This is a genomic window from Pseudomonas duriflava, from assembly GCF_007830155.1.
In the GTDB taxonomy this organism is placed as follows: domain Bacteria; phylum Pseudomonadota; class Gammaproteobacteria; order Pseudomonadales; family Pseudomonadaceae; genus Chryseomonas; species Chryseomonas duriflava.
On record NZ_VLKY01000009.1, the window covers coordinates 38,540 to 59,897 of the forward strand.

Annotated in this window: 20 protein-coding genes; 7 read left to right on the forward strand and 13 right to left on the reverse strand. The window is 57.6% G+C overall.

Annotated features, from left to right (window positions below; translation table 11 throughout):
• The first annotated feature begins 56 nt into the window (after positions 1-56).
• The 5 genes from moaB to IQ22_RS13905 all read left to right on the forward strand — a co-directional run bounded on the left by moaB (position 57) and on the right by IQ22_RS13905 (position 5,243).
• Positions 57-596: a molybdenum cofactor biosynthesis protein B gene (gene moaB / locus IQ22_RS13885; protein ID WP_145142982.1), complete on the forward strand. Its 540-nt coding sequence runs from the start codon at positions 57-59 to the stop codon at positions 594-596.
• Positions 593-1,789: a molybdopterin molybdotransferase MoeA gene (locus IQ22_RS13890; RefSeq protein ID WP_145142984.1), complete on the forward strand. Its 1,197-nt coding sequence runs from the start codon at positions 593-595 to the stop codon at positions 1,787-1,789. The genes moaB and IQ22_RS13890 overlap by 4 nt, the downstream gene beginning before the upstream one ends.
• Before the next feature lie 212 nt (positions 1,790-2,001).
• Positions 2,002-2,952: a lipid kinase YegS gene (gene yegS, locus IQ22_RS13895; protein ID WP_145142986.1), complete on the forward strand. Its 951-nt coding sequence runs from the start codon at positions 2,002-2,004 to the stop codon at positions 2,950-2,952.
• A gap of 66 nt (positions 2,953-3,018) precedes the next feature.
• Entirely contained in the window at positions 3,019-3,567 is a 549-nt protein-coding gene (locus IQ22_RS13900) for a sterol desaturase family protein (protein ID WP_145142988.1), read from the forward strand.
• 116 nt (positions 3,568-3,683) lie between these two features.
• On the forward strand, positions 3,684-5,243 hold the full coding sequence (locus IQ22_RS13905; protein ID WP_145142990.1) for a sensor domain-containing diguanylate cyclase: 1,560 nt from the start codon (positions 3,684-3,686) through the stop codon (positions 5,241-5,243).
• 64 nt (positions 5,244-5,307) lie between these two features.
• On the opposite strand, the gene IQ22_RS13910 is transcribed toward IQ22_RS13905, so the two are convergent.
• The 6 genes from IQ22_RS13910 to fni all read right to left on the reverse strand — a co-directional run bounded on the left by IQ22_RS13910 (position 5,308) and on the right by fni (position 12,005).
• The gene (locus IQ22_RS13910; protein WP_145142992.1) at positions 5,308-5,874 is read right to left on the reverse strand and encodes a gluconate 2-dehydrogenase subunit 3 family protein; all 567 of its coding nucleotides are present in this window, start codon (positions 5,872-5,874) and stop codon (positions 5,308-5,310) included.
• 180 nt (positions 5,875-6,054) lie between these two features.
• Complete coding sequence (locus tag IQ22_RS13915; RefSeq protein WP_145142994.1) at positions 6,055-6,981, reverse strand: phytoene/squalene synthase family protein; 927 nt, start codon at positions 6,979-6,981, stop codon at positions 6,055-6,057.
• Entirely contained in the window at positions 6,978-8,486 is a 1,509-nt protein-coding gene (locus IQ22_RS13920; protein WP_145142996.1) for a phytoene desaturase, read from the reverse strand. Before IQ22_RS13920 ends, IQ22_RS13915 begins: the two co-directional genes overlap by 4 nt.
• Positions 8,486-9,664, reverse strand: coding sequence for a lycopene beta-cyclase CrtY (gene crtY, locus IQ22_RS13925; RefSeq protein ID WP_145142999.1), 1,179 nt, complete (start codon positions 9,662-9,664; stop codon positions 8,486-8,488). The genes IQ22_RS13920 and crtY overlap by 1 nt, the downstream gene beginning before the upstream one ends.
• Positions 9,661-10,953 (reverse strand): glycosyltransferase, encoded by a 1,293-nt coding sequence (locus IQ22_RS13930; RefSeq protein WP_145143001.1) that lies wholly within the window; start codon positions 10,951-10,953, stop codon positions 9,661-9,663. Before IQ22_RS13930 ends, crtY begins: the two co-directional genes overlap by 4 nt.
• A gap of 2 nt (positions 10,954-10,955) precedes the next feature.
• Entirely contained in the window at positions 10,956-12,005 is a 1,050-nt protein-coding gene (fni, locus tag IQ22_RS13935; protein ID WP_145143002.1) for a type 2 isopentenyl-diphosphate Delta-isomerase, read from the reverse strand.
• Between the two features lie 157 nt (positions 12,006-12,162).
• On the opposite strand from fni, the gene IQ22_RS13940 reads away from it, so the two are divergent.
• Both IQ22_RS13940 and IQ22_RS13945 read left to right on the forward strand, forming a co-directional pair.
• The gene (locus IQ22_RS13940; protein WP_145143004.1) at positions 12,163-13,047 is read left to right on the forward strand and encodes a polyprenyl synthetase family protein; all 885 of its coding nucleotides are present in this window, start codon (positions 12,163-12,165) and stop codon (positions 13,045-13,047) included.
• Positions 13,048-13,123: 76 nt separating this feature from the next.
• On the forward strand, positions 13,124-13,354 hold the full coding sequence (locus IQ22_RS13945; protein WP_145143006.1) for a hypothetical protein: 231 nt from the start codon (positions 13,124-13,126) through the stop codon (positions 13,352-13,354).
• Positions 13,355-13,388: 34 nt separating this feature from the next.
• On the opposite strand, the gene pdeM is transcribed toward IQ22_RS13945, so the two are convergent.
• From pdeM to IQ22_RS13980, 7 genes are all read right to left on the reverse strand, one after another.
• Positions 13,389-14,045, reverse strand: a complete 657-nt coding sequence (gene pdeM, locus IQ22_RS13950) for a ligase-associated DNA damage response endonuclease PdeM (RefSeq protein WP_145143008.1) — start codon at positions 14,043-14,045, stop codon at positions 13,389-13,391.
• A 129-nt stretch (positions 14,046-14,174) separates the two neighbouring features.
• Positions 14,175-14,951 (reverse strand): penicillin-binding transpeptidase domain-containing protein, encoded by a 777-nt coding sequence (locus tag IQ22_RS13955; protein WP_145143011.1) that lies wholly within the window; start codon positions 14,949-14,951, stop codon positions 14,175-14,177.
• Positions 14,952-15,046: 95 nt separating this feature from the next.
• Positions 15,047-17,686 carry a ligase-associated DNA damage response DEXH box helicase gene (locus IQ22_RS13960; protein ID WP_145143013.1) on the reverse strand — a complete coding sequence of 880 codons (2,640 nt, stop codon included), beginning with the start codon at positions 17,684-17,686 and terminating at the stop codon, positions 15,047-15,049.
• A 115-nt stretch (positions 17,687-17,801) separates the two neighbouring features.
• Positions 17,802-18,566 carry an ABC transporter ATP-binding protein gene (locus IQ22_RS13965; RefSeq protein ID WP_145143015.1) on the reverse strand — a complete coding sequence of 255 codons (765 nt, stop codon included), beginning with the start codon at positions 18,564-18,566 and terminating at the stop codon, positions 17,802-17,804.
• A gap of 93 nt (positions 18,567-18,659) precedes the next feature.
• The gene (locus IQ22_RS13970) at positions 18,660-19,772 is read right to left on the reverse strand and encodes a succinylglutamate desuccinylase/aspartoacylase family protein (protein ID WP_145143017.1); all 1,113 of its coding nucleotides are present in this window, start codon (positions 19,770-19,772) and stop codon (positions 18,660-18,662) included.
• Between the two features lie 63 nt (positions 19,773-19,835).
• A complete protein-coding gene (locus IQ22_RS13975; protein ID WP_145143019.1) occupies positions 19,836-20,546 on the reverse strand; it encodes an ABC transporter permease in 711 nt (236 codons plus the stop codon).
• The gene (locus tag IQ22_RS13980; protein WP_145143021.1) at positions 20,543-21,283 is read right to left on the reverse strand and encodes an ABC transporter permease; all 741 of its coding nucleotides are present in this window, start codon (positions 21,281-21,283) and stop codon (positions 20,543-20,545) included. Before IQ22_RS13980 ends, IQ22_RS13975 begins: the two co-directional genes overlap by 4 nt.
• Positions 21,284-21,358: the final 75 nt, after the last annotated feature.

A 21,358-nucleotide genomic window follows, 5' to 3' on the forward strand; every position in this document is an offset into this window, starting at 1 on the left:
CTAATAGCTAGCCTGTGTTATAAAAAACGCTTACCTGCCAGTTTTGGATAATTACCATGAGCGCTAAGGCCGATGCCGTTTTCGTCCCTCTTAACATTGCCGTGCTGACGGTCAGCGATACCCGCACCTTCGAAACCGATACGTCTGGCCAGTTACTTGTGGATCGCCTGACCGAGGCGGGCCATTACCTGGCCGCCCGCGTATTGCTCAAGGATGATCTGTATAAAATCCGTGCCCAGGTAGCAGCTTGGATCGCCGACGATACCGTTCAGGTCGTCGTGATTACCGGCGGCACAGGCTTTACCGGGCGAGACAGTACGCCAGAGGCTGTGGCTTGTCTGCTAGATAAACAAGTGGATGGCTTTGGTGAATACTTCCGCCAGATTTCGGTAGCCGATATCGGCACATCAACCGTACAGTCCCGCGCTTTGGCCGGCCTTGCCAACGGTACGTTGGTGTGTTGCCTTCCGGGTTCGACTGGGGCCTGCCGCACGGGCTGGGATAGCATTCTGGCCGAGCAGCTGGATAACCGTCATCGCCCTTGTAACTTCGTGCCGCACTTGAAAAAGGCCGAACCCTGTGGGCCACGCGGATGAGCCTGCTTCCGCTTGAAGAGGCGCTGGCGCGGCTGTTGGCCATGGCCGATGCTGATGCGATTAAGGAGATGGAGTCCGTTCCGCTGGCCGAAGCCGAAGGACGTGTTCTAGCGAAGCCCGTTGTGTCTACGCTGGACTTACCACCCTGGTCGAACAGTGCCATGGATGGATACGCGCTGCGTTTAGCGGATTTGCAGGATGCGCCGTTACCGGTCAGCCAGCGTATCCTGGCTGGCCAGTCACCGCGGCCTCTGATACCAAATACCTGCGCGCGAATTTTCACCGGTGCCCCCATGCCGGATGGTGCCGATACGGTAGAAATGCAGGAGAACACTGAGGTCCTGGATGACGGCCGGGTACGCTTTCTGGAACCCCTCAAGCTGGGTAAAAATGTTCGCTTGAAAGGCAACGAAACCCGTCAGGGCGACATGGTACTGGAGGCAGGCAAACGGCTGGGACCGGTTGAGTTGGGTGTAGCGGCCTCGCTGGGTTGCGCTACGCTCGATGTGTTTCGACGCGCCCGGGTGGCGATCCTGTCGACGGGCGATGAGCTGGTCGAACCGGGGCTGCCGCTGGGGCCAGGACAGATTTACAACAGCAACCGGGTTGTTTTGTCCTCCTGGTTGAAGCGCCTGGGTTGTCAGGTGATAGATGCAGGCATTCTGCCAGACGATCTGGCCAGGACGCGTGAGCAGCTAGGTCGCCTGGACGATATAGATCTGATTCTATCGACTGGAGGAGTATCCGTAGGGGAAGCGGATTTCCTGGGGCAGGCCTTGCGTGAGGAGGGGGAGCTGACGTTGTGGAAGCTAGCCCTCAAGCCAGGCAAGCCACTGACCTGCGGTCGATTCAACGGTGTGCCGGTTATAGGGCTTCCAGGTAACCCGGCGTCTACGCTCGTAACGTTTGGCCTGCTGGCGCGAGCCTACCTGCTACGCCGGATGGGTGTGCAGAGTGTCGAGCCGCTGACCCTGCAAGTCACGGCTGGCTTCAATTGGACACGTGTTGGTGATCGCCGAGAATACCAGCGGGCCCGTCTGGAGAATGGCAGGGTAATGCCGCACCGTGATCAGGGATCGAATGTTCTACGTACGGCTGCCTGGGCAGACGGACTGGTTGAGGTACGGGAAGGCAAGACCATTGCTGAGGGGGATCAAGTGAACTTTATTCCACTGAGTGAGCTGATGGCCTGAGAGTAATGGACTGGCAAAAGGGCATGTTGTCTCGCTGCTCTTTTGCCAACGTCAGAATACGGTCTTTCTAGGCGCTTGGCATCATCTCTGACGGACATTTCTTTCTTGTATCGGAGCACCCGCTGACACCCGCTGAAATTCCCTATTAGCCACTGAACATGCGTCTTTTCGCAGAGTCCTAATGAGTCTCGTCTTTACTGGATGCCTTGTCTATGACTCTTCCTGTCACCGTGTCCACTCCTACTGAAAGAAGTCTGCTGATTTTGCATGGTAACCAGGCGGCCAATGAGGACGTTCGGGCTGCCGTCGAGGCGCGGCGTTCGCTAGGAATCGGCATTGATGTGCGGGTGACCTGGGAGGCTGACGATGCTGCGCGTTTCGTCAACGAGGCTGTTGAGGCCGGTTATACGCACCTGGTGGCCGGAGGCGGAGACGGTACGTTAAAAATGGTTGCCGAGGCGCTTGCTCGCACAGGGTCGAATGCTTCGCTGGCTTTGATGCCTTTAGGAACGGCAAATGATTTTGCCCGAGCGGCAGGTATTCCGTTGGATCCGGCCGGCGCATTGGGGCTGCTCGACGTACCGGCCCAGCCGATCGACATGATTGGAGTGGACGGTCAACTGTTTCTCAACATGGCCACGGGCGGGTTTGGCTCTCAAGTTACCGCCAATACCTCTACCGAACTCAAGCGGGCTTTAGGGGGGGCGGCTTATTTATTGACAGGCTTGACCCGATTTGCCGAAGTCCGTGCGGCGTTCGGCCATTTCAAGGGGCCGGATTTCGAATGGGAAGGAGAATTCCTGGCAATGGGTATCGGCAACGGGCGACAGGCAGGGGGTGGGCATGTTCTGTGCCCGCAGGCATTGGCGAACGATGGCCTGTTGGACCTGAGCATTTTGCCAACGCCACAGGACTTGATGGGTACCCTGGGCTCGCTGATGTCGGGTGGTTTTGGCACTGATGAGTTGTTTATACGCGCGCGGTTACCCTGGGTCGAGGTGTCTGCGCCTGAAGGGCTCGACATGAACCTTGATGGGGAGCCGATGCACCGGGATACGGTCCGGTTCGAGGTGCGCCCAAATGCGCTGCGCCTGCACATGCCGATCAATTGCGTGCTGATAGGAAATAGTCCGGTGGCGCTAACGTCCGACACGGTTTCTTGATTCAGATCGTGCTCTGACCTGCCATAGGCGTTAAGGTAGGGTAATGAGTCTAGGACCCGAGCGGATATGTTGATCAATACGCTTATCGTGCTGGCCACGATCGCCTTTATGGAGGCGTTCTCCTGGTACGCGCACAAGTACATCATGCATGGCTGGGGATGGGGCTGGCATAAATCCCACCATGAGCCACGTACGGGATGGTTCGAGAAAAACGACCTATACGCCGTGGTGTTCGCAGGTATTGCGATTATGCTGATCTACTTCGGCACAGAGGGGTATGGCCGTCTGGAATGGGTTGGTGCAGGTATGACGGCTTATGGCCTGCTGTACTTTATCGCTCACGATGGGTTGGTCCATCAGCGCTGGCCTTTCAAGTATGTCCCGCGTCGGGGCTATCTCAAGCGACTTTATCAGGCGCACCGGATGCACCATGCGGTGGATGGCAAGGAAGGGTGTGTTTCCTTTGGTTTTCTGTATGCGCCTTCTGTATCTACATTAAAGAAGCAACTGCGCGAACTTCACCAGGGGCCGCTAAAGCGGCAACGCTCCGAGTCCCGCTCTACCCAGACCGGGGCGACTGCTTGTAACAAAGACAAAGCGCGTTCCAGCGTCTAGTCATCTAACGCGTCCTGTCTGTTGAATAGATTGATTTTTTCATTCAAGTAATTCTCTTTCCGTACGATCTATAGAGCGAAGCGGTCTTATTGGGGTGAACCGCTGAAGGATGCGGGATGCGCACTAATCTGCTTGCTCTGTTGACACGTAAACGGTTACCAGCCCAGCACTTGGCACTGTCTTTTGTGGTGCTGGTGTGTTTGGCTATTCTAGGTCTGGATATCTGGCAGACCATGACGGCGCGTGCCCAACGCCTGCAGGAAGGCGAAGTCAATGTCTCGAATCTGACGCGCGCTATCGCCCAGCATGCCGAAGACACTATTGCTGAAGCCGATACGGTAATAGCCGGTATCGTCGAGCGCGTGGAGTGGGATGGGCTGGAGGCGCTGAACCGGGAGCGGCTCGAGCGCTGGATGCGCAGTCGTGTCGAGGCGCATGTTCAGCTGCATGGCCTGTTTGTCTATGACGCCCAAGGTACGTGGCTGGCGACGTCCTATGATACGGTCCCGGTCCATGTCAATAACTCGGATCGCGAGTATTTCATCTATCACCGGGATCACCCTGACGCCACTGTTCGTATCGGCGCAGTGGTTAAAAGCCGTACGACAGGCGATCTGGTTATTCCCGTGACCCGGCGAATGAACCATCCCGACGGCCGTTTCGCCGGGGTTGTACTGGCTACCATTAGGGTCGATTATTTCAATACGTTTTACCGCGAACTGGGGATCGGGAGCGACGGAGCCCTGCTGTTGGCTCTGAAGGACGGTACCGTGCTGGTCCGTCGCCCTTTCGATGAGGCGGTCATCGGCACCAGCGAAGCGAAAGGACGTATCTTCAATGAATTCTTACCCAAATCAGATTCTGGCACCGCCATGCTGGTCTCTATCGTGGATCAGGTAGAGCGGTTATATGGCTACCGGCAGCTTCACCGTTATCCTCTGGTTATCGAGGCGGGCTTGTCCAAACAGGTCGTATTAGCTTCCTGGCAGCAAGGCGTATATCGCTCCGCCTTGGTCGTGTTGGTAGTAATGATCATCATGGGGTTGTTCGGCCTGCTGCTTATTCGTCAGATCCAGCATGGATTGGATGCTGAGAAAGCCTTGCAGAAAGCCCACGATGCATTGGAAAAGATGGCCTTACATGATGGTTTGACGGGGCTGGCTAACCGGCGTCAGCTTGAGGTGATGCTGCCAGCTGAAATCGGGCGAGCCTACCGTAATGCCTCTTCACTGGCGCTCATCATGATCGATATCGATCATTTCAAGCGCTATAACGATTTGTATGGGCATCCGGCCGGTGATGAATGTATCAAGGCGGTCAGTGAGGCCGTCAAGGATACGGTGCGTCGGGCCGGCGATCTGGCTGTTCGTTACGGTGGAGAGGAAATCCTGATTTTGCTACCCGGTACGGATGAGGTAGGGGCGTACACGGTAGCCGAAAAGATTCTTACAACCGTACGGGGCTTGGCAATTGAGCACAAAGGAAACCAGGCTGGCATTGTGACGATCAGCGCAGGTGTGCATGCCTGTTTGCCCCGTCGCGAACATGTTACGCCGCAACGAATGATCAAGGCAGCGGACGAAGCGCTTTATATCGCCAAGGCCAGCGGACGCAATAAGGTTCACTCGCACTTTCTGAACAAGATCAGAAGCTTACTGTTCTCATCGGTGGCATGAGTACTTAGAGAAGAGTATCCAGGCGGGGCGCTCTAGCGAGCGCGCCCGCGTATTGAGGCTGACCTTAGGCGGTCAAAGGCTCATAGGCCGTGAAGAGCGGATGAGCGAAGCGGCTATGTTCGATTTCAGTACGCAGCAAGCCGATAAAGTCTTGTGCAGGCTTGCCTACGTGCCCCGCTTCAGCGCTATCGAGTACTTGTTGCTGTTGCTCGTCGGATAGCTCGCTAAAGGAGTGCTGGTACGTATGTTGGCAGTACTGGTCGAGCGCGGCGATACCGGTCCGTACTTGATCACGCAAACTCTGATGCGTAGCGGCCTGATGGGGCGTGTTGGTGTCGAAAAAGGGATCCTGCACGCACCCTAGGTCGCCATGAGCATAAGGCGAAAGCATATGCTGGTCGATGAACGCCAGCAGATCTTGCAGGGAGTCGTTCGTATCTACTGGGGTCGTAGCGCTAAGACGCTTGCAGGCTGCACTCAGCAGGGTCCATTCGCTCTCGTTGAAGAATTCCGGCTTGTAGGGCCGCGTCTGGGCCGAGGTCTGTGCGCTCGGCACGAGCGGGATGATCGAGAAGAGCGAGGTCGGTGCGTGTTGTAGGTCTCTTGGAACAGCCGATTCCGTCTTTTGCATAAATATATCCCGTGACTTGACTACTAGGATGCGACTTAAAGTAGTCGCTTATATCTGACCTGCTATACCACTGAAAAGTTTAGGTTTAATGTTTTCGTACTACGCCTTGTTTGTGCCGAATTTTGAGCGTATCCGCAAGCATTAAAATCTGTAACGAGACGCTACTGTACGGTCGATTATCTAGTGTGGCCGCCTCCATAAGTTATCGGGCCGTGGGGTCGGGCGCATTACGCGTGACCGCATGGCAAGCAATGCGCCGCCTGTTGCCAAACGCAGTTTGTCCCAACTCGACGTTGATACGCGACTGTCCCAGGCGTGGCTGCCGCGGGCATACACTTTCACGCCGATTTCCCGATAAACGGCGCGAGCGGTTGCAATGGACCAGGCGGAGCGCAGCGGGAGGTCGGCGATGCCGCTTACCGCTGAGGTGTAATAGGGTTCGGCCAGGGCAATGAGTCGCTGCGCCAGGGTTGCCAGGGCAGGCCGATACTGCGGGTCAGCTAGCGCGACGGTGGGAATATCGGCTTCGTCCAGCCAAGCCCTGGGTAAGTAGACCCGGCCGATTCGCGCATCCTCGACAATGTCGCGGGCGATATTGGTCAGCTGGAAGGCCATGCCCAGATCGCAGGCGCGATCCAGGGTTCGTTCGTCTTCGGCTCCCATGATCCTGGCCATCATCACGCCGACCACACCGGCTACGTGATAGCAATAGTCGAGCGTATCGTCGATATGATGATAGACACGCTCTTCGACATCCATACGAAAGCCAGCAAGATGGTCCAGTGGATACTGCTCAGGGATTTTGTGGCGCTGGATGACCTGCTGAAACGCGGCAAAGGCCGGTTCGGTCATGGGCTCGCCTGCGAAGGCGCGACGGGTTTCGTGTTCCAGTTCTTCCAGGCGGGCTTTGCTGGCGCTGCGATCGCCAAGCACTTGTCCGTGCCCGAGTTCCTGGCCATCCACCACGTCGTCGCAATGCCGGCACCAGGCGTAGAGCATCACGGCACTCTGGCGCGTTTGCTCGTCAAAGAGCCTGGCGGCAGCAGCAAAACTTTTCGAGCCGACGTTGATGGATTGGGTGGCGTGATCGATGACGGCTGTGCTCATGGGTGCTTGAGGTCCTGCAGAATGACAGTAGCCGTTGCTTTGGCCGATCCGATGACCCCGGGTACGCCAGCGCCGGGATGGGTGCCAGCCCCTACAAGATAGAGGTTGGGAATGGCCGCATCACGGTTGTGTGGGCGGAACCAGGCGCTTTGAGTCAGGGTCGGCTCAAGGGAGAAAGCGGAGCCATGGTAGGCATTGAGTTCAGTCTGGAAGTCTGCCGGTGTGAAGATCCGGCTGGTGACCAGATCGCGTTGCAGGTTGGGAATGTAGTACTTTTCCAGGTAGGCCAGAATGCGGTCCCGGTACTTGGGGCCTTCCACGGACCAGTCTACCGGGGCATTGCCTAGGTGAGGGACCGGCGAAAGGACGTAGTGGGTACTGCATCCTTCGGGGGCAAGCGAAGGATCGGTCACGCAGGGCGAATGCAGGTACAGGGAAAAGTCTTCCGGCAGGCCGGGACCGGCAAAAAGTTCGTCGATCAGGCCACGGTAGCGCGCGCCAAAGCAGACGGTATGGTGCTGCAGGTTGGCCGGGCGCTGGCGCAGGCCGAAATGGACGACAAAGAGCGACATGCTGTGACGCTTACGCTTCAGGCGGCTGGACTCTATTGTGCCATGCACATGATGACCAAGCAGGTTGCGATAGGTATGTATCACATCTGCATTGGAAGCGACCAGGTCGGCTGGAATATGGTTTCCCTGGGCTGTGACCACGCCGGTTGTGCGGCAGTTATCTACGAGGATTCGCTCCACGGGCGTATTCAGCTGGAGCGTACCGCCCAAGTCTTCAAATAATCTGACCATCCCCTGGACCAGGGCATGAGTGCCGCCACGGGCGAACCAGACGCCCCATTTACGCTCCAGGGCATGAATCAGGGTGTAGATGGATGAAGTAGCGAAGGGGTTGCCGCCTACGAGCAGTGTATGGAAGGACAAGGCCTGCCGCAGTTTTTCGTTCTCGATGAACGTGGCGACCTGGTCATAGACGCTACGCCAGGCCTTGAGTTTTAGAAGCTTGGGGCCGGCACTGAGCATGTTACGAAAGTGCAAAAAGGGCACGCTACCCAGCTTTAAATAACCCTCTTCAAACACTGCCTGTGAATAGGCCAGGAAGCGTCGGTAACCTTCCACATCCGCCGGGTTGAGCGCCTCGATCTGGGCGTCTAGGGCAGCCTGGTCGTTCACGTAATCGAACTGGGTGCCGTCTTCCCAGCAGAGCCGGTAAAAGGGAGTGACGGGCAGCAGCTCTACATAGTCGGAAACCTTTCGTCCAGCCAGGGCGAACAGTTCTTCCAGGGCCGACGGGTCGGTAATAACAGTGGGCCCGGCATCAAACGTGAACCCTTGGTCGTTATAGACATACGCACGTCCACCGGGCTTGTCGCGTTTTTCCAATACAGTGGTGCGAATGCCAGAGGCCTGCAGGCGGATCGCCAAGGCTAGGCCTCCAAAACCAGAACCGATAACAATGGCGTGTTTGGTATTTGAGTGGAGCGGAGTAGTCATTATAGGTCCTTAAGAGGTCCGCCGGATCGATCTGGGGAAGAGGCGAAAACGGCCGGCAAGGCCTCGCGTATCGGAACCGGTGGTTTACCCATCACGATGCGCAATTTGTCATACGGCTTCAGGTGGCTTGCATAGAAGCGCTGGATCAGGGGCTCGGATAAACCATAGAACCGGCGCATCACGCGGTAACGGTGTTGCGCCGGACCGGCAAGAAAGAGCATCCGGTTGAGCAGGCGGAAATATCCTTGGGTTCGCCAACGGCGCAGGATGTGTTGACGAAGCAGGGTAGAAAGACTGGCAGCATCGAGGTGGGGTAATTGTGCAATCTTGTCAGCCAAGCGCACCGCCTCTGGTAGCGAATAGCCGGTAGTAGGGTGAAACAGGCCGGCCGCTAGACCGGTTACCGGAACATCACCCGCTTCTGCCAGAAAGGCTTCGATATCACCGCCTAGCGTAATGGGCAGGACACCTTGCTCTTCCCGTAGAGTGGCCTTGATCTGCCAGCCGCGACTGGAGGCGTAGCGGGCAATATTTTCCCGCAGCCGATCCGGATCAACGTCCTGACCATCCGCGTAGTAAGTGTCTTCGATAAGCACGCGATCGTTGGCCAGGGGGAGCACATAGACGAAGCGATAACCGTCCTGCTGGGGAACAGTCGCATCCATGATGATTGGGCCGGTCAGGCCATGGGGTTGGCTTAAGTGCAGTTCCTGACCGAGAAATTTCTGGAAGCCCAGCCAGAGATGCGGGCTAGGGCGATAGCCACGACCATCGAGAACGGCGTGGGCCTGGAGGCTTTCGCCTGTGGTCAGGCGGACTTCAGTGGGCGTTAGCACAGATAAAGGAGTGTTCAGGCGAATGGCTTCGCCCAGACGCTCAGACAGGGCCTCGTGAAACCGCTCGGAGGTAATCGAGGCGTAGCCGCTGTGCAGCGTACGTGTGAGCTCGGGAAACAATACCTGGTAATGAGTCCAACGGTGCACCACCAGCGGGGCGACCCAGGCATGCTCGGCCGGGGTCAAGTCCGGTTCATGAAAGGACCAGGTATGGTTGCCGCCAAGCCGGGGTGCCTGTTCCACAAGCAAGACTCGCAAGTCAGGACGTACTTCATGCAGACGCCAGGCGATTAACCCATTGGCAAGACCGCCGCCGGCTAGGATCAGGTCGTACTGATTCATGCCGGGCGCTCCAAGGCTGGCCGCCGTAGAACCGCCTCGATGATGTCTGCTGCACGGGCGGCCCCGCCTGCAGCAGCCACACGTGGCGAAAAAGACTGGGCGTTATGCTGAAAGCGAGGGTCATGAAGAAGCTGCTTCAGTGCCGTAGTGAGCCGCGCGGAGGTGGCCCGCTTGTGACTCAGGCGCAGGCCTACGCCAGCATACTCAACGCGCGCTGCGACGCCGGGCTGGTCGAAGGCGATGGGAAGTGCCAGTATCGGGATACCTGCTTCCAGTGCGTCCAGCACCGTATTGAGCCCCGCATGCGTAATGACGGCATCGGCCTGGGCCAACACGGCACGTTGCGGAACGAAATCGGTAACCCATTGCGCTCCGGCTCGCCGTAACAGAAGGCTTTGCTCAAGCGTCAGCCCACCGCAATGCGCAATGAGCAGTTGAACATCCAGCGCCTGGCAAGCACGTGCGATACGCTGGAAGAGGCGGAAGCGGCCTCCTTGCAATGTACCAAGCGAGGCAAAGACGAACGGGCGGTCGTCCCGGAGGGGAACGTCTTTGTTGGGCAAGATAAGCGGCGGCTCGTGCAGGCGAGGGGAGCGCAACGGGCCTGTCTCGTGCAGGTAGGGCAGCGGTACCGAGCGTGGAAAGTCAAAGCCCGGTACGCATTGGCTGATCTGTGCATAGGGCGACAAACATTCTGCCAGGGTGGAACGCGGCGCCAGGCCGAAGGCCTGGGCATAACGTCGAATAACCTGGGCATGCTCGTACATGAGAAGGTCGTATACCTGCGCACTTCCTTCGTTCAGCTGTTGACCCCGTGCAGAGTCATCATAACCCCATGGCATGACCGGAAGGGGTACCAGCGGGTCGCGGTTTACGGGCAGGGCGCAAGCGACAGATATGTAGGGAAGATTCAAAGCCTCCGCCACGAGCCCACCGGCTGCCTCCATTTGATCGGTGATAAGGGCGTCGACCCCTTCCTGACGAAGCAGGGCTGGTGCTTCGCGGCAGAACAGCTCGGTGCTACAGGCCATATCATGGATGACTCGCATCAGGCCCAGCGGCCCACCGGGGTTACCTGCCCGCCGAATAATCCCTGGCAGCGTGCCGGAGGGATGAGACAGGGCCCCGATAGGTTTGAACGTAATGGCTGGACTGCGGATCAGGGAGCCTACATCGGCCTGGTGTAGCAGCGTGAGCCGGTGCCCACGTGCGGCCAGAACATCGGCGATGGCCTCCAGGGCGCGAATATGACTTGGAAAAGGCGGACAAAGTATTGCGAAGTGTGCCATCACTATTTCCCTTCTCGGGTATGTGACAGCAGGGCCGCTTGCTGTAAACGCTGCAGATCGGGAGAGCCCGTACAAAAACAGGCCACCCGCAGCTGTTGAATCAAGACTTCGAAATGCTCGATAACGGCCTCGCTGGAGTGTGTGGCGCTGGGTAACACAGCAGCGGCTTGGCCGACCAGATCAGCGCCCAGACGTATCGCCTTGGCGGCGTCTACCCCAGTGCGTATGCCACCCGAGGCGATGAGCGGCGTGTCGGGGCAGGCCGCTCTGGCCTGAACGATGGCTTGCGCTGTGGGGATTCCCCAATTGATAAAGGCCTGAGCTACGCGGCGATCCTTATCGTTGTGCGAGCGTTCGGCTTCGACGGCCGCCCAGCTCGTACCGCCGGCACCGGCTATGTCGAGTACTGCCACGCCTGCTTCTACAAGCTGTCGACAGACATGACCGGACAGGCCTGCACCAACTTCCTTGACGACCAGCGGTACCTCCAGTGCAGAGGCCAGGTTTTCGATAGCATTCAATACGCCGCGCCAGTCTCGATCGCCGCCGGACTGCACGGCTTCCTGCAAGGGGTTCAGATGAATAATGAGCGCATCGGCCTGGATCATGTCCACTGCCCGGCGCGCCTCTTTCAGGCCAAACCCTGCTACCAGCTGCGCTGCGCCGATGTTGGCCAGGATAGGTATGGACGGTGCCAGCTGACGCAGCTGTCCGGTCAGCCCATTGTCCGAACCGGAAGCCTCTAAAGCGATACGCTGCGAGCCCACCGCCAGGGCCAAGCCCAGTTTTTCTGCTGCCTCAGCGAGGTGACGGTTAATGGCTTGGGCTCGCTCCGGCCCGCCTGTCATGGAGCTGATGAGGAGCGGGGCGGAGAGTGGCTTGCCAAGCAGTGTGGTACGGAGGTCAATATCGTCCAAGTGCAGCTCTGGCAAGGCGCAATGTTCGAAATGGAGCTGTTCAAAGCCTGTTCGAATCGTGTTTAAGGCGCGCTGCGGGTCGAGAACGATATCCAGGTGGTCGTTCTTGCGGCTTGCCAGTTCCCAATCAACCATGTGCTACTTTTTCCTGTGATCATCGACCTTTCGTCGGCTGTTGTGGTCATGAGTACGTCAAGCGGCTCCGATCTGCAAGAGTAGATCAAGGAATAACTGGAGACGCAGGCGTCGACCTTTCGTCGGCTCGCTTACATGTGCTGGAGTATCTCGACTCATGGCCACGGTATTAGTGCCAACACCTGCAAAGGATTCTGCTCTTGAGCTTGTAAAAGAGCGTGCCCGGATCGATGTGCGCCTGGAAGAACTGCTTCCTCCTGTCGAATCGGGGGATCTCGTCTGTGCCGCCATGCGTGAAGGCGCCCTGGCGCCTGGCAAACGTATACGTCCTTTACTGATGCTTCTGGCAGCAAGGGATCTGGGGCATGTAACACCAGCAATATTGGATCTGGGATGTGCCGTGGAAATGGTGCATGCCGCCTCCCTGTTTCTCGACGACATGCCGTGCATGGACAATGCGCAAATGCGGCGTGGTCGTCCGACGATACACGTTCAGTATGGGGAAGACGTTGCAGTGCTAGGCGCTGTGGCGCTGCTCAGCCATGCGTTTTGTGTTGTGGCCAGCGTGCCTGGCGTGGCACCGGTGCTGCGTACCCAAATGGTTTGTCTGCTGTCAGGCGCTGTTGGCTCGCAAGGATTGGTGCGCGGGCAGTATCGGGATCTTCGGGAAGGGCAAACGGCTCGGGAAGCTGCCGCCATTTCCAGTGCCAATCAGCTTAAGACAGGTTCGCTTTTTACCGCGGCGCTGGACATGACTGCGCTGGCGCTGTCGGCCAAGCCAGCCATACGCGAAGGGATGCACCATTTTGCCGTCGAGCTAGGACAGGCATTTCAGTTGCTTGACGACTTGCAGGATGGCCAGGGCATTGGCAAGGACGCACACAAGGATCATGGCAAGTCGACCCTGGTATCGTTGCTTGGCCAGGATGCCGTGCAGGCGCAGCTCGACTGCCATCTGCAAGCGGCCCGGCAGGCATTGCAGAACATAGGGCTGGGCAGCGGTGGGCTCGGTCATCTGGTCGATGTGTTGTTCGACCAATGACGCGCCTTGCCAGGAGAACTGTACGCAGCTTAGACGTCTAATCCCATAGAGTCAGTTGATTACTGGAGTACGTGCGATGCCTAAGTGGAAAATCACCTATACCAATAATGATGGCAACACGTCCGTCGTGGAATATAACCATGCTGAAAAACCCGATATGGAAAAAGCAGCGCAACTGGTACGGGACGACGCCTTGAGCGATACCGACTATGACGATAGCGATCTACCTAACGACTACGATGCGCCTACGATAGCGCTACTGGAACGGCACGGCATTACCATTTCCGGTATTGCACAGGTCGATTAATTCTTCTCCTAAAGGGCCTTTTGGCCCTTTAGGCTTATCCGAGCGGCCATATTCCGCCATCACCCAGAACGAAAATTCGCCGAGCCGCTGCAGGTTTTATCTCCCAGCCTCCCGTAAAGTCTCCAAACGCGGGTAGCAGCGTCAGCCCTGTCTCAACGCTAAAACAGGGTAGCCGCAAACGTTGGCGTCCGCGGCCATTCAGGTAGAACACTGGATGCACGTGACCGGCCAAAACATGGTGCGTGGGATGCGGGTCCGGCTCGTGCTGAAGAGACAAAGGCCCAACCAAAAAGGGTTCGGAAACAACAGTGATCCGTAGCGACGAGGGTGGGTCGCCGGCACGGCGGTCATGGTTACCGCGAATCAAGGTCATTGCTAGGTCAGGCCAGCGGCTGCGCCACTGCGCCAGGGCTTCTAGTGTTAAGGGGGCTCGTGATTCCGGCGCATGCAAAAAGTCACCCAGAAAATACACCTGTTCGCATGAGTAGCGATCAAGCAGAGCATCCAGACGCGATAGGTTAGAGGCTGTTGTCCCGTGTGGTACGGGCTGCCCTAGGGCACGAAACGCGGCGGCTTTGCCAAAGTGCACATCAGCAATCAACAAGGCCTTGCGTTCTGGCCAATAGATAGCCTTGTCAGCCAGTAGCCATATTTCTGTACCGGCCAAAGTAAGGGAAAAATGAGTCTGCATGGAGCCGTGTAGCGAGGAGACAGGCCTGCATGGTAACAGCCGTTCTCAAGGGCGCGTAGCAGCGGGTGACGACAGGCGCCTATAACCTCAAGAGCTGTGTCAGGCGGTTTTGAAAGGTTAGGCGGGCATTCAAAGAATACCGAGCGCCCTGAGACATGACTTTCCCAGCGCAATACACGCCTCGGTGTCCTCCTTTTCAGTCATATCCCCATTAAGGGCGAATCCATATATCCGGCCCTGCTTTTCTACCCAACCGACCCACCAGCCCAGCGGGTGCTCTCGATCAGTGAGCCAGCCTGTTGTGCCATAGAGGCGCCAGTCGCCACCCTGCTCAAGCCAGAATAGGTCCTGAGTTTGTCGCTGTGCTTTTGTTGGGTAAGGCAGCTTGCCTTGTGCCAGACGGGATAGGAACCGCGTCTGCTCAAGTGCACTGATTGCCAGCGGTCCCGATTCCCAAAAGGCATGCGGGTGTTTACTACCTACGTCGTGGTTACCGTATTCGAGCTTGAGCAGGTGCGCATGCAGGTGGGGTAGCGCCCCTTGAGTCTGAATGTCAGACAGTATCAGTGCTCTCTGCAAGCCGCCGTTCTGCTCACACATCGGGACCGAAGGCTGCAGATTATTTTCGGCAGGCATGGCGAGAGAGGGGCCGACGGTGTTCCCGGCTGTAAGACCAATCAGCTGGCTCGGAATCAGAAAGGTGGCGGCTGGACTAAAGCGAGTAGAGGCTCGCGCCTGATCGAGACCTGTATAGGTATCCGCCGAGACGTCATATAAAACGAACGTGCCTTGGGTGTTACTCTTGCGGAATAACTGGGCCAACAGAGGGCTTTCCTGCCAACGAGTGGCTGGGGGCAGTGTTCGGGCAGGTAGAAAGGAAAGCAAAGCGGACAAAAGCGTTTTCATGTACTTCATAAGGGCGCGGCGAAGTCAAAGTTACCGCGTCAAAAAACATTATGTGACATTGTGCTTAAGTATTCTGCTAGCCAGGCAGCAAACTGTTACGTAGTGCTCTGTTTTTTGCGTGTGGGTAGACCATTCTTTTGAGGTCGCGGAGGACGTTTACGATTGCGTGATGGCAAATCCGACTCACCAGCATTCAGCGTAGTCAAAGCTTCTGCTCCAACCTGAGGCACATAATTACCTGGCCCCGCGGCGCTTTCCAGGTCCTGAACCATACGCGCTATCCGATCGGCCAGTTTTTCCGAGCTCATACTTTCGCGGTACCGCTCAACCAGCAAAGGAAAGTTGAACGGTGTTGGTCGCGTGATTACCTGCAGGTTCAGCTCCAGGCGTTGCATTTGCTGAAGGGCCTGCTCGAGACGGTTTACGTCCAACTCCTGACGAAGCACCTCCTGCTCGGCCTGGGTCAGCAGCAGGTTCTCGGGGTCATATTGCTGGAATACCTGGAAAAAAAGACTGCTGCTGGCCTGGAGCTGGCGCGTACTTTTTTGTGCGCCGGGATAACCTGTAAAAATCAGCCCCGAAATTCGGGCAATCTCGCGAAACCGCCGCTGAGCCAGCTCACTGGCATTAAGACTGGCCAGCACATCGGTTAGTAAGGTTTCTGTAGAGAACAGCTCGGCATTTAGTTGGTTTGGCCAGTCTACGGCAGTCGGGGAAAGCAATTCAAAGCCATAATCGTTGACTGCAATGGAAAAGCTCAAGGGGCGTTGCTGTCCCAGTCGCCAGGCCATGAGGCTGGCTAGCCCTAAATGGGCATGGCGTCCGGCAAAGGGATAAAGAAACAGGTGCCACCCCTCGCGAGACTTCATAACTTCGGCAAGAAGGCGTTGACGCGTGGGCAAGGCTGACCACTGTTTTTGGATTTCCAACAGGGGTTTGGCCAGGCGCATCTCAGGACTGCCGAAGCGGTCCTGGTCCGCTTCGGTCAATTCATGGATTACCGCTTCCGCCAACTCATCGGAAAGCGGTAAGCGCATACCGCTCCAGCGCGGAATGGCCGCCTTTTTGACTGTAGCGCGGCGGACGTACACGGTCATGTTTTCCACCCGCACCAGTTCGAGGATTCGGCCTGCGAAAAGAAAGGTATCGCCCGGCTTCAGGCGTGCAATAAAACCCTCTTCAACGCTGCCAAGCGTGCCGCCACCGCCGCCCTTGCTCCAGAACTGCACGCGCAAGGCTGCCTCGCTGACAATCGTACCAATGCTCATGCGATGGCGGCGCGCTAACTGACGGTCCGGGACACGCCAGACGCCATGCTCATCCGGCTCTACACGGCGATAGTCCGGATAAGCGGTCAGCGAATGCCCGCCATGACGCACAAAGGCCAGCGCCCAGAACCATTCTTCATCAGTAAGAGCACGATACGCCCAGGCGGAACGTACTTCCTGCACCAGCTCATCCGGCCGGTAACCACCGCCCAAGGCAATGGTTACCAGGTGTTGCACCAAAACATCGAGAGGCTTGGGCGGTGCTGCACGTGATTCGATCTTGCGTGCCGATACCGCTTTTTGCGCACCGGCGGCCTCAACTAGTTCTAACGTCTGGGTTGGTACCAGTGTAACGCGAGACGGGCGTCCGGGTGCATGGCCGCTACGACCGGCCCGTTGCAGAAGCCGGGCGACATTCTTGGGCGAGCCGATTTGCAAGACGCGCTCGACAGGCAGGAAGTCGACGCCCAAGTCGAGGCTGGAGGTGCAGATAACCGCTTTTAACTTGCCCTCCTTGAGCCCGACTTCAACCCACTCCCGCACATCGCGGTCCAGCGATCCGTGGTGTAGGGCTATCAGGCCCGCCCATTCCGGACGAGCTTCGAGCAGGGCTTGATACCAGATCTCTGCCTGAGCTCGCGTGTTGGTAAAGACAAGTGTTGTGGCGCTCTGCTCAATCTCCGCAGCGACCAGCGGCACCATGCGCAGCCCCAGATGTCCGGCCCAGGGAAAGCGCTCGACGCCTTGTGTTGGAAGCAGAGTATCGACACGCAGGTCTTTGGTCAGCTTACCTTGAACGAGCCGGCCGGGATGGCCTGAGAGAAGCACTTCCTGGGCATGGGGCAGGTTGCCCAGGGTCGCCGAAAGCCCCCAAACGATCAGGCCGGGATTCCAATGGCGAAGGCGGGCCAGGGCCAGTTGCACTTGAGTGCCACGCTTGTTGCCTAGCAGTTCATGCCATTCGTCCACCACGACCATACGCAAGTGTGAGAAGACTTCGCGGCTGTCCTCCCGGCTGAGCATCAATGAAAGACTTTCCGGCGTCGTAACCAGTGAGCTGGGCTGCCTACGTGTCTGCCGGGCGCGTTCGGCGCTGCCGGTATCGCCAGTGCGCAGCCCTAGGGTCCAATCGATATCCAGGTCGGCCACAGGGATTTCCAGCGCACGGAGTGTATCGGCAGCCAGGGCGCGCATGGGGGTCAACCAAAGCACGGTCAAGGGGGCGGCTACCTGCTTGCGTTTGCTCGGTTCGCCTTTAGCCGTAAGCGGCTTAGTCGAAGCAAAGTGGTTGAGGGCGGCGAGCCAGACGGCATAGGTTTTTCCCGAGCCGGTTGTAGCGTGTAGCAGACCGGACTCGCCGCGCCCAACGGCTTTCCATACCTCTTCCTGAAAAGGAAAGGGTGACCAGCCGCGTTGAGCGAACCAGGCGGCCCCGCGTGAGGGCGCAGAAGATTTAGCAGGTGGCAACGTGATGGACTCCGTCGTGCTTAAGAGGTCGGAGTCCTTTGAGGCAGGCTGGTTCCCCGTAAAGAAAACCGTTGGGGTGTTGAGAGGGCGCACTGCACGGAGTGCGCTAGAGGTTTTATTTCAGGTTGCCGCTCAAAAAGTGCTGCAAGCGCTCGCTCTGTGGGTTGACCAGCACCTTGGAGGGCGCTCCGGCCTCTTCCACACGGCCCTGATGCAGGAAAACCACCTGGGTCGATACCTCGCGGGCAAACCCCATTTCATGGGTCACCATCAACATGGTACGGCCTTCCTCAGCCAGGGACTGGATTACCTTGAGTACTTCACCTACCAGTTCCGGGTCCAGGGCAGAGGTCGGCTCATCGAACAGCATGATCTCCGGCTCCATGGCCAAGGCCCGAGCGATAGCAACACGCTGTTGCTGGCCGCCCGAGAGAAAGGCTGGGTATTGGTCTGCCAGATGGGAGGGCAGACCAACTTTATCCAGATAGGCCCGGGCGCGTGCTTCGGCTTCTTGCTTATTAACGCCAAGCACTCGGCGAGGCGCTATCGTGATGTTTTCCAATACGGTCATATGCGACCAGAGATTGAAGTGTTGGAATACCATTGCTAAGCGAGTGCGTAGGTGCTGCAGCTGTTTATCGTCTGCCACCCGCAGGCCATGATCGTCGGGTTCCAGCCGAATAGGCTCGTTGTCCAGAGTAATCGTTCCGGCATTGGGTATTTCCAGAAAGTTAAGGCAGCGCAGAAAGGTACTCTTGCCCGAGCCGCTGGCGCCAATCAGGCTGACCACATCGCCTTTTTTAGCTTTGAGCGAGACGCCCTTGAGGACTTCGATATCACCGTAGCGCTTATACAATCCTTCGACGGTTAGCTTATACATTACCGGTTTCCCACCCGTTCAAGACAGCGGCCTTCCAACGGCCGCCGAGGTTCATGCGTTGCGCTTTCAAGGGATTGCAACGTCGTGGTCGTCTTATGGCGCCAGTAGATAGCCGCTACGGTATGCCTGTGTACCTGCTACCCGAGCCACTGCCATGCCAGCGGTAGCCATGCGGCGATTGGCGCAGGCGTACATCACCCCCGAGACCGAGCTGCGGATTGGCACAACCCGGTCGGCAATGGGATCAATGACTTCTGCAATGATCTGCCCGGCTTCGATCACGTCGCCCGCCTTGGCTATCAGCACCAGGACGCCGCCGATGGGGCTTTCAATAGGTTCGACTGCCGCTAGCGGCGTGGCGGGGAAGGGCAACGCCGGCAGAGCAGGAGCTTCACCTGCAATAACGCCGTAATGGGTAAGGTAATCAAGAATGGCCTGGGCATCCCGTTCGGCCAGGGCATGGGTGACATCCATCTGCCCACGCAGCTCGATCGTGACGGAAAAGCTGCCCATTGGTACACGATTACCGAAGCGCTGGTTCAGGTTCCACCAGAGCAGCGTAAAGCACTCGTCAAAGGACTGGCCACCGGAGTCGGTAGCCAACAGGCTGGCCTTGGACCCGAAATAACGAGCCAGTGGTTCGACCTGTTCCCAGGCTTCCGGCGTGGTATAGAGGTGCTCGACGGCGTCGAAGTCACAGTGCAGGTCCAGCACCATCTCGGCATCGCAGGCCAGCCGCTGGAGTACAAGGCGTTGAGAAGTCAGTTGGTTATTGGCAGTTTCGCGCTCCAGCGCTGCCTTGAAACTGGCACGAACCAACGCCTGATTATGAGCCGGGTCATCGGTTAGCCGGGCCTCGACATCGGCGGCGACGGCATCCGTCATGTCAAGGAAACGACGATTGAAGTTCTGGCCAGACTCCAATTCGTAACGGCCAAGGTGAATGTCCATGACCTGTTGGTCCTGGCCGATCGGGTTGGCCAGCGGTACGAGGACGATTTCCGCTTTCAGGCGTCCGCTTTCTTCCAGTTCGCGCAAGCGATTCTTGAGGGTCCAGGCTACCAGCATGCCAGGCAGCTCATCAGCGTGCAGCGAGGATTGAATATAGATCTTGCGGCCGCTGTCTTCAGGGCCGAAGTGAAAGCTGTGAATACTCCGGTCTGTACCGGGAACAGGGGAAACCAGGGCGTGAGTCAGGTGACGCATAGAATAACTCCTGAGGGTCGGCCCACATCCGTATGGGCTGAAAATAGTCTATCCAGGCAGGGATTAGCGTGCTGGGCCAAGGAAGGCCAGCCAGCGGCGCTCGGCCAACCGAAACAAGCCGATCAAGGTAAAGGACAGCAGTAGATAGAGCAGCGCCGCGATGCCAAACGACTGGAACGTTAGAAAGGTGGCCGCATTGGCATCCCGGGCGACTTTTAGAATATCTGGCACGGTCGCAGTAAAGGCCAGGGTGGTGGAATGCAGCATAAGGATCACTTCATTGCTGTAGTACGGCAATGCACGGCGTAGCGCCGATGGCATGATCACGTACACATACATGCGCCAGCCGGTTAGCCCATAGGCTTTGGCGGCCTCGATCTCCCCATAGGGAATGTTGCGAATCGCACCAGCAAAGATTTCCGTCGTGTAGGCGCAGGTATTCAACGCAAACGCCAGGATGGTGCAGTTCAGGGCATCGCGGAAAAAGTCGTTCAGGAGCGGCTGCTCGCGTACGGCCTCAAGGCTATAAATGCCGGTGTAACAGATCAGCAGCTGTAGATAGAGCGGTGTACCGCGAAAGATGTAGGTGTAGAACTGCACCGGCCATCGCACGAGGCGGTAACGGGACAAGCGTGCCACGGACAGCGGCAGTGAAGCCACGAAGCCGATGGCGATTGATGCCGTCAGCAGCCAGAGCGTCATGGCAAGGCCCGAAAGCTGGTAACCATCGGACCAGAGGAAGGGGCGCCAGTATTCCTGCAGGATCTCGATCATCGCACCGCCTCCCGCACACCAGCGGAGTACCGGCGTTCAAGCCAGTTCAAAACCTGATTGCTCAGGGCAGTAATCAACAGATAGATCAAGCCGCCCAGGATCAGAAAATAAAATATCTTGTAGGTATTTTTGCCGGCTTCCTGCGTGGCCGTGACGATGTCGCTCAGGCCGATGATCGATACCAGTGCAGTAGCTTTCAGCAGTACCTGCCAATTGTTGCCGATTCCCGGAAGGGCGAAGCGCATCATTTGTGGAAAGGTAATCCGAAAGAATGTTTGCGCACGGGTCATACCATAGGCAATCGCCGCTTCGGTCTGCCCGTGCGGAACGGCAAGCATTGCGCCCCGGAAGGTTTCGGTGAAGTAAGCGCCGTAGATAAACCCGAGGGTAATGACGCCGGCTGAGAGCGGGTTGATCTCGATGTAGTCCCAGTCCATATAGTCGGTCAGTTCGCCTAGCCAGTTCTGCAGGCTGTAAAAGATCAACAGCATCAGCACGAGATCGGGCACTCCGCGGATCAGGGTTGTGTACAGCGCGGCGGGCAGTCGCAGCGCCTTGAGCGGCGAAAGCTTGGCACTGGCACCTAGAAGGCCGAGGATTACAGAGACGATAAGCGACAGTATGGCTAGTTTTAGCGTCATCCAGGTGCCCTCCAGTAGCAGCGGACCGTAGCCGTGCAAGCTGAGAGCGCCAAGCCCCAGGTTTTCCAGAAAAGTATCAAAAGTCGTTTGCGACATGAGGATTAACTATTGTTATAGGCCTGAAATGCCAGCGCCTCCATGAGGAGTTTCCAGACAAGGAATCCTGAGGGA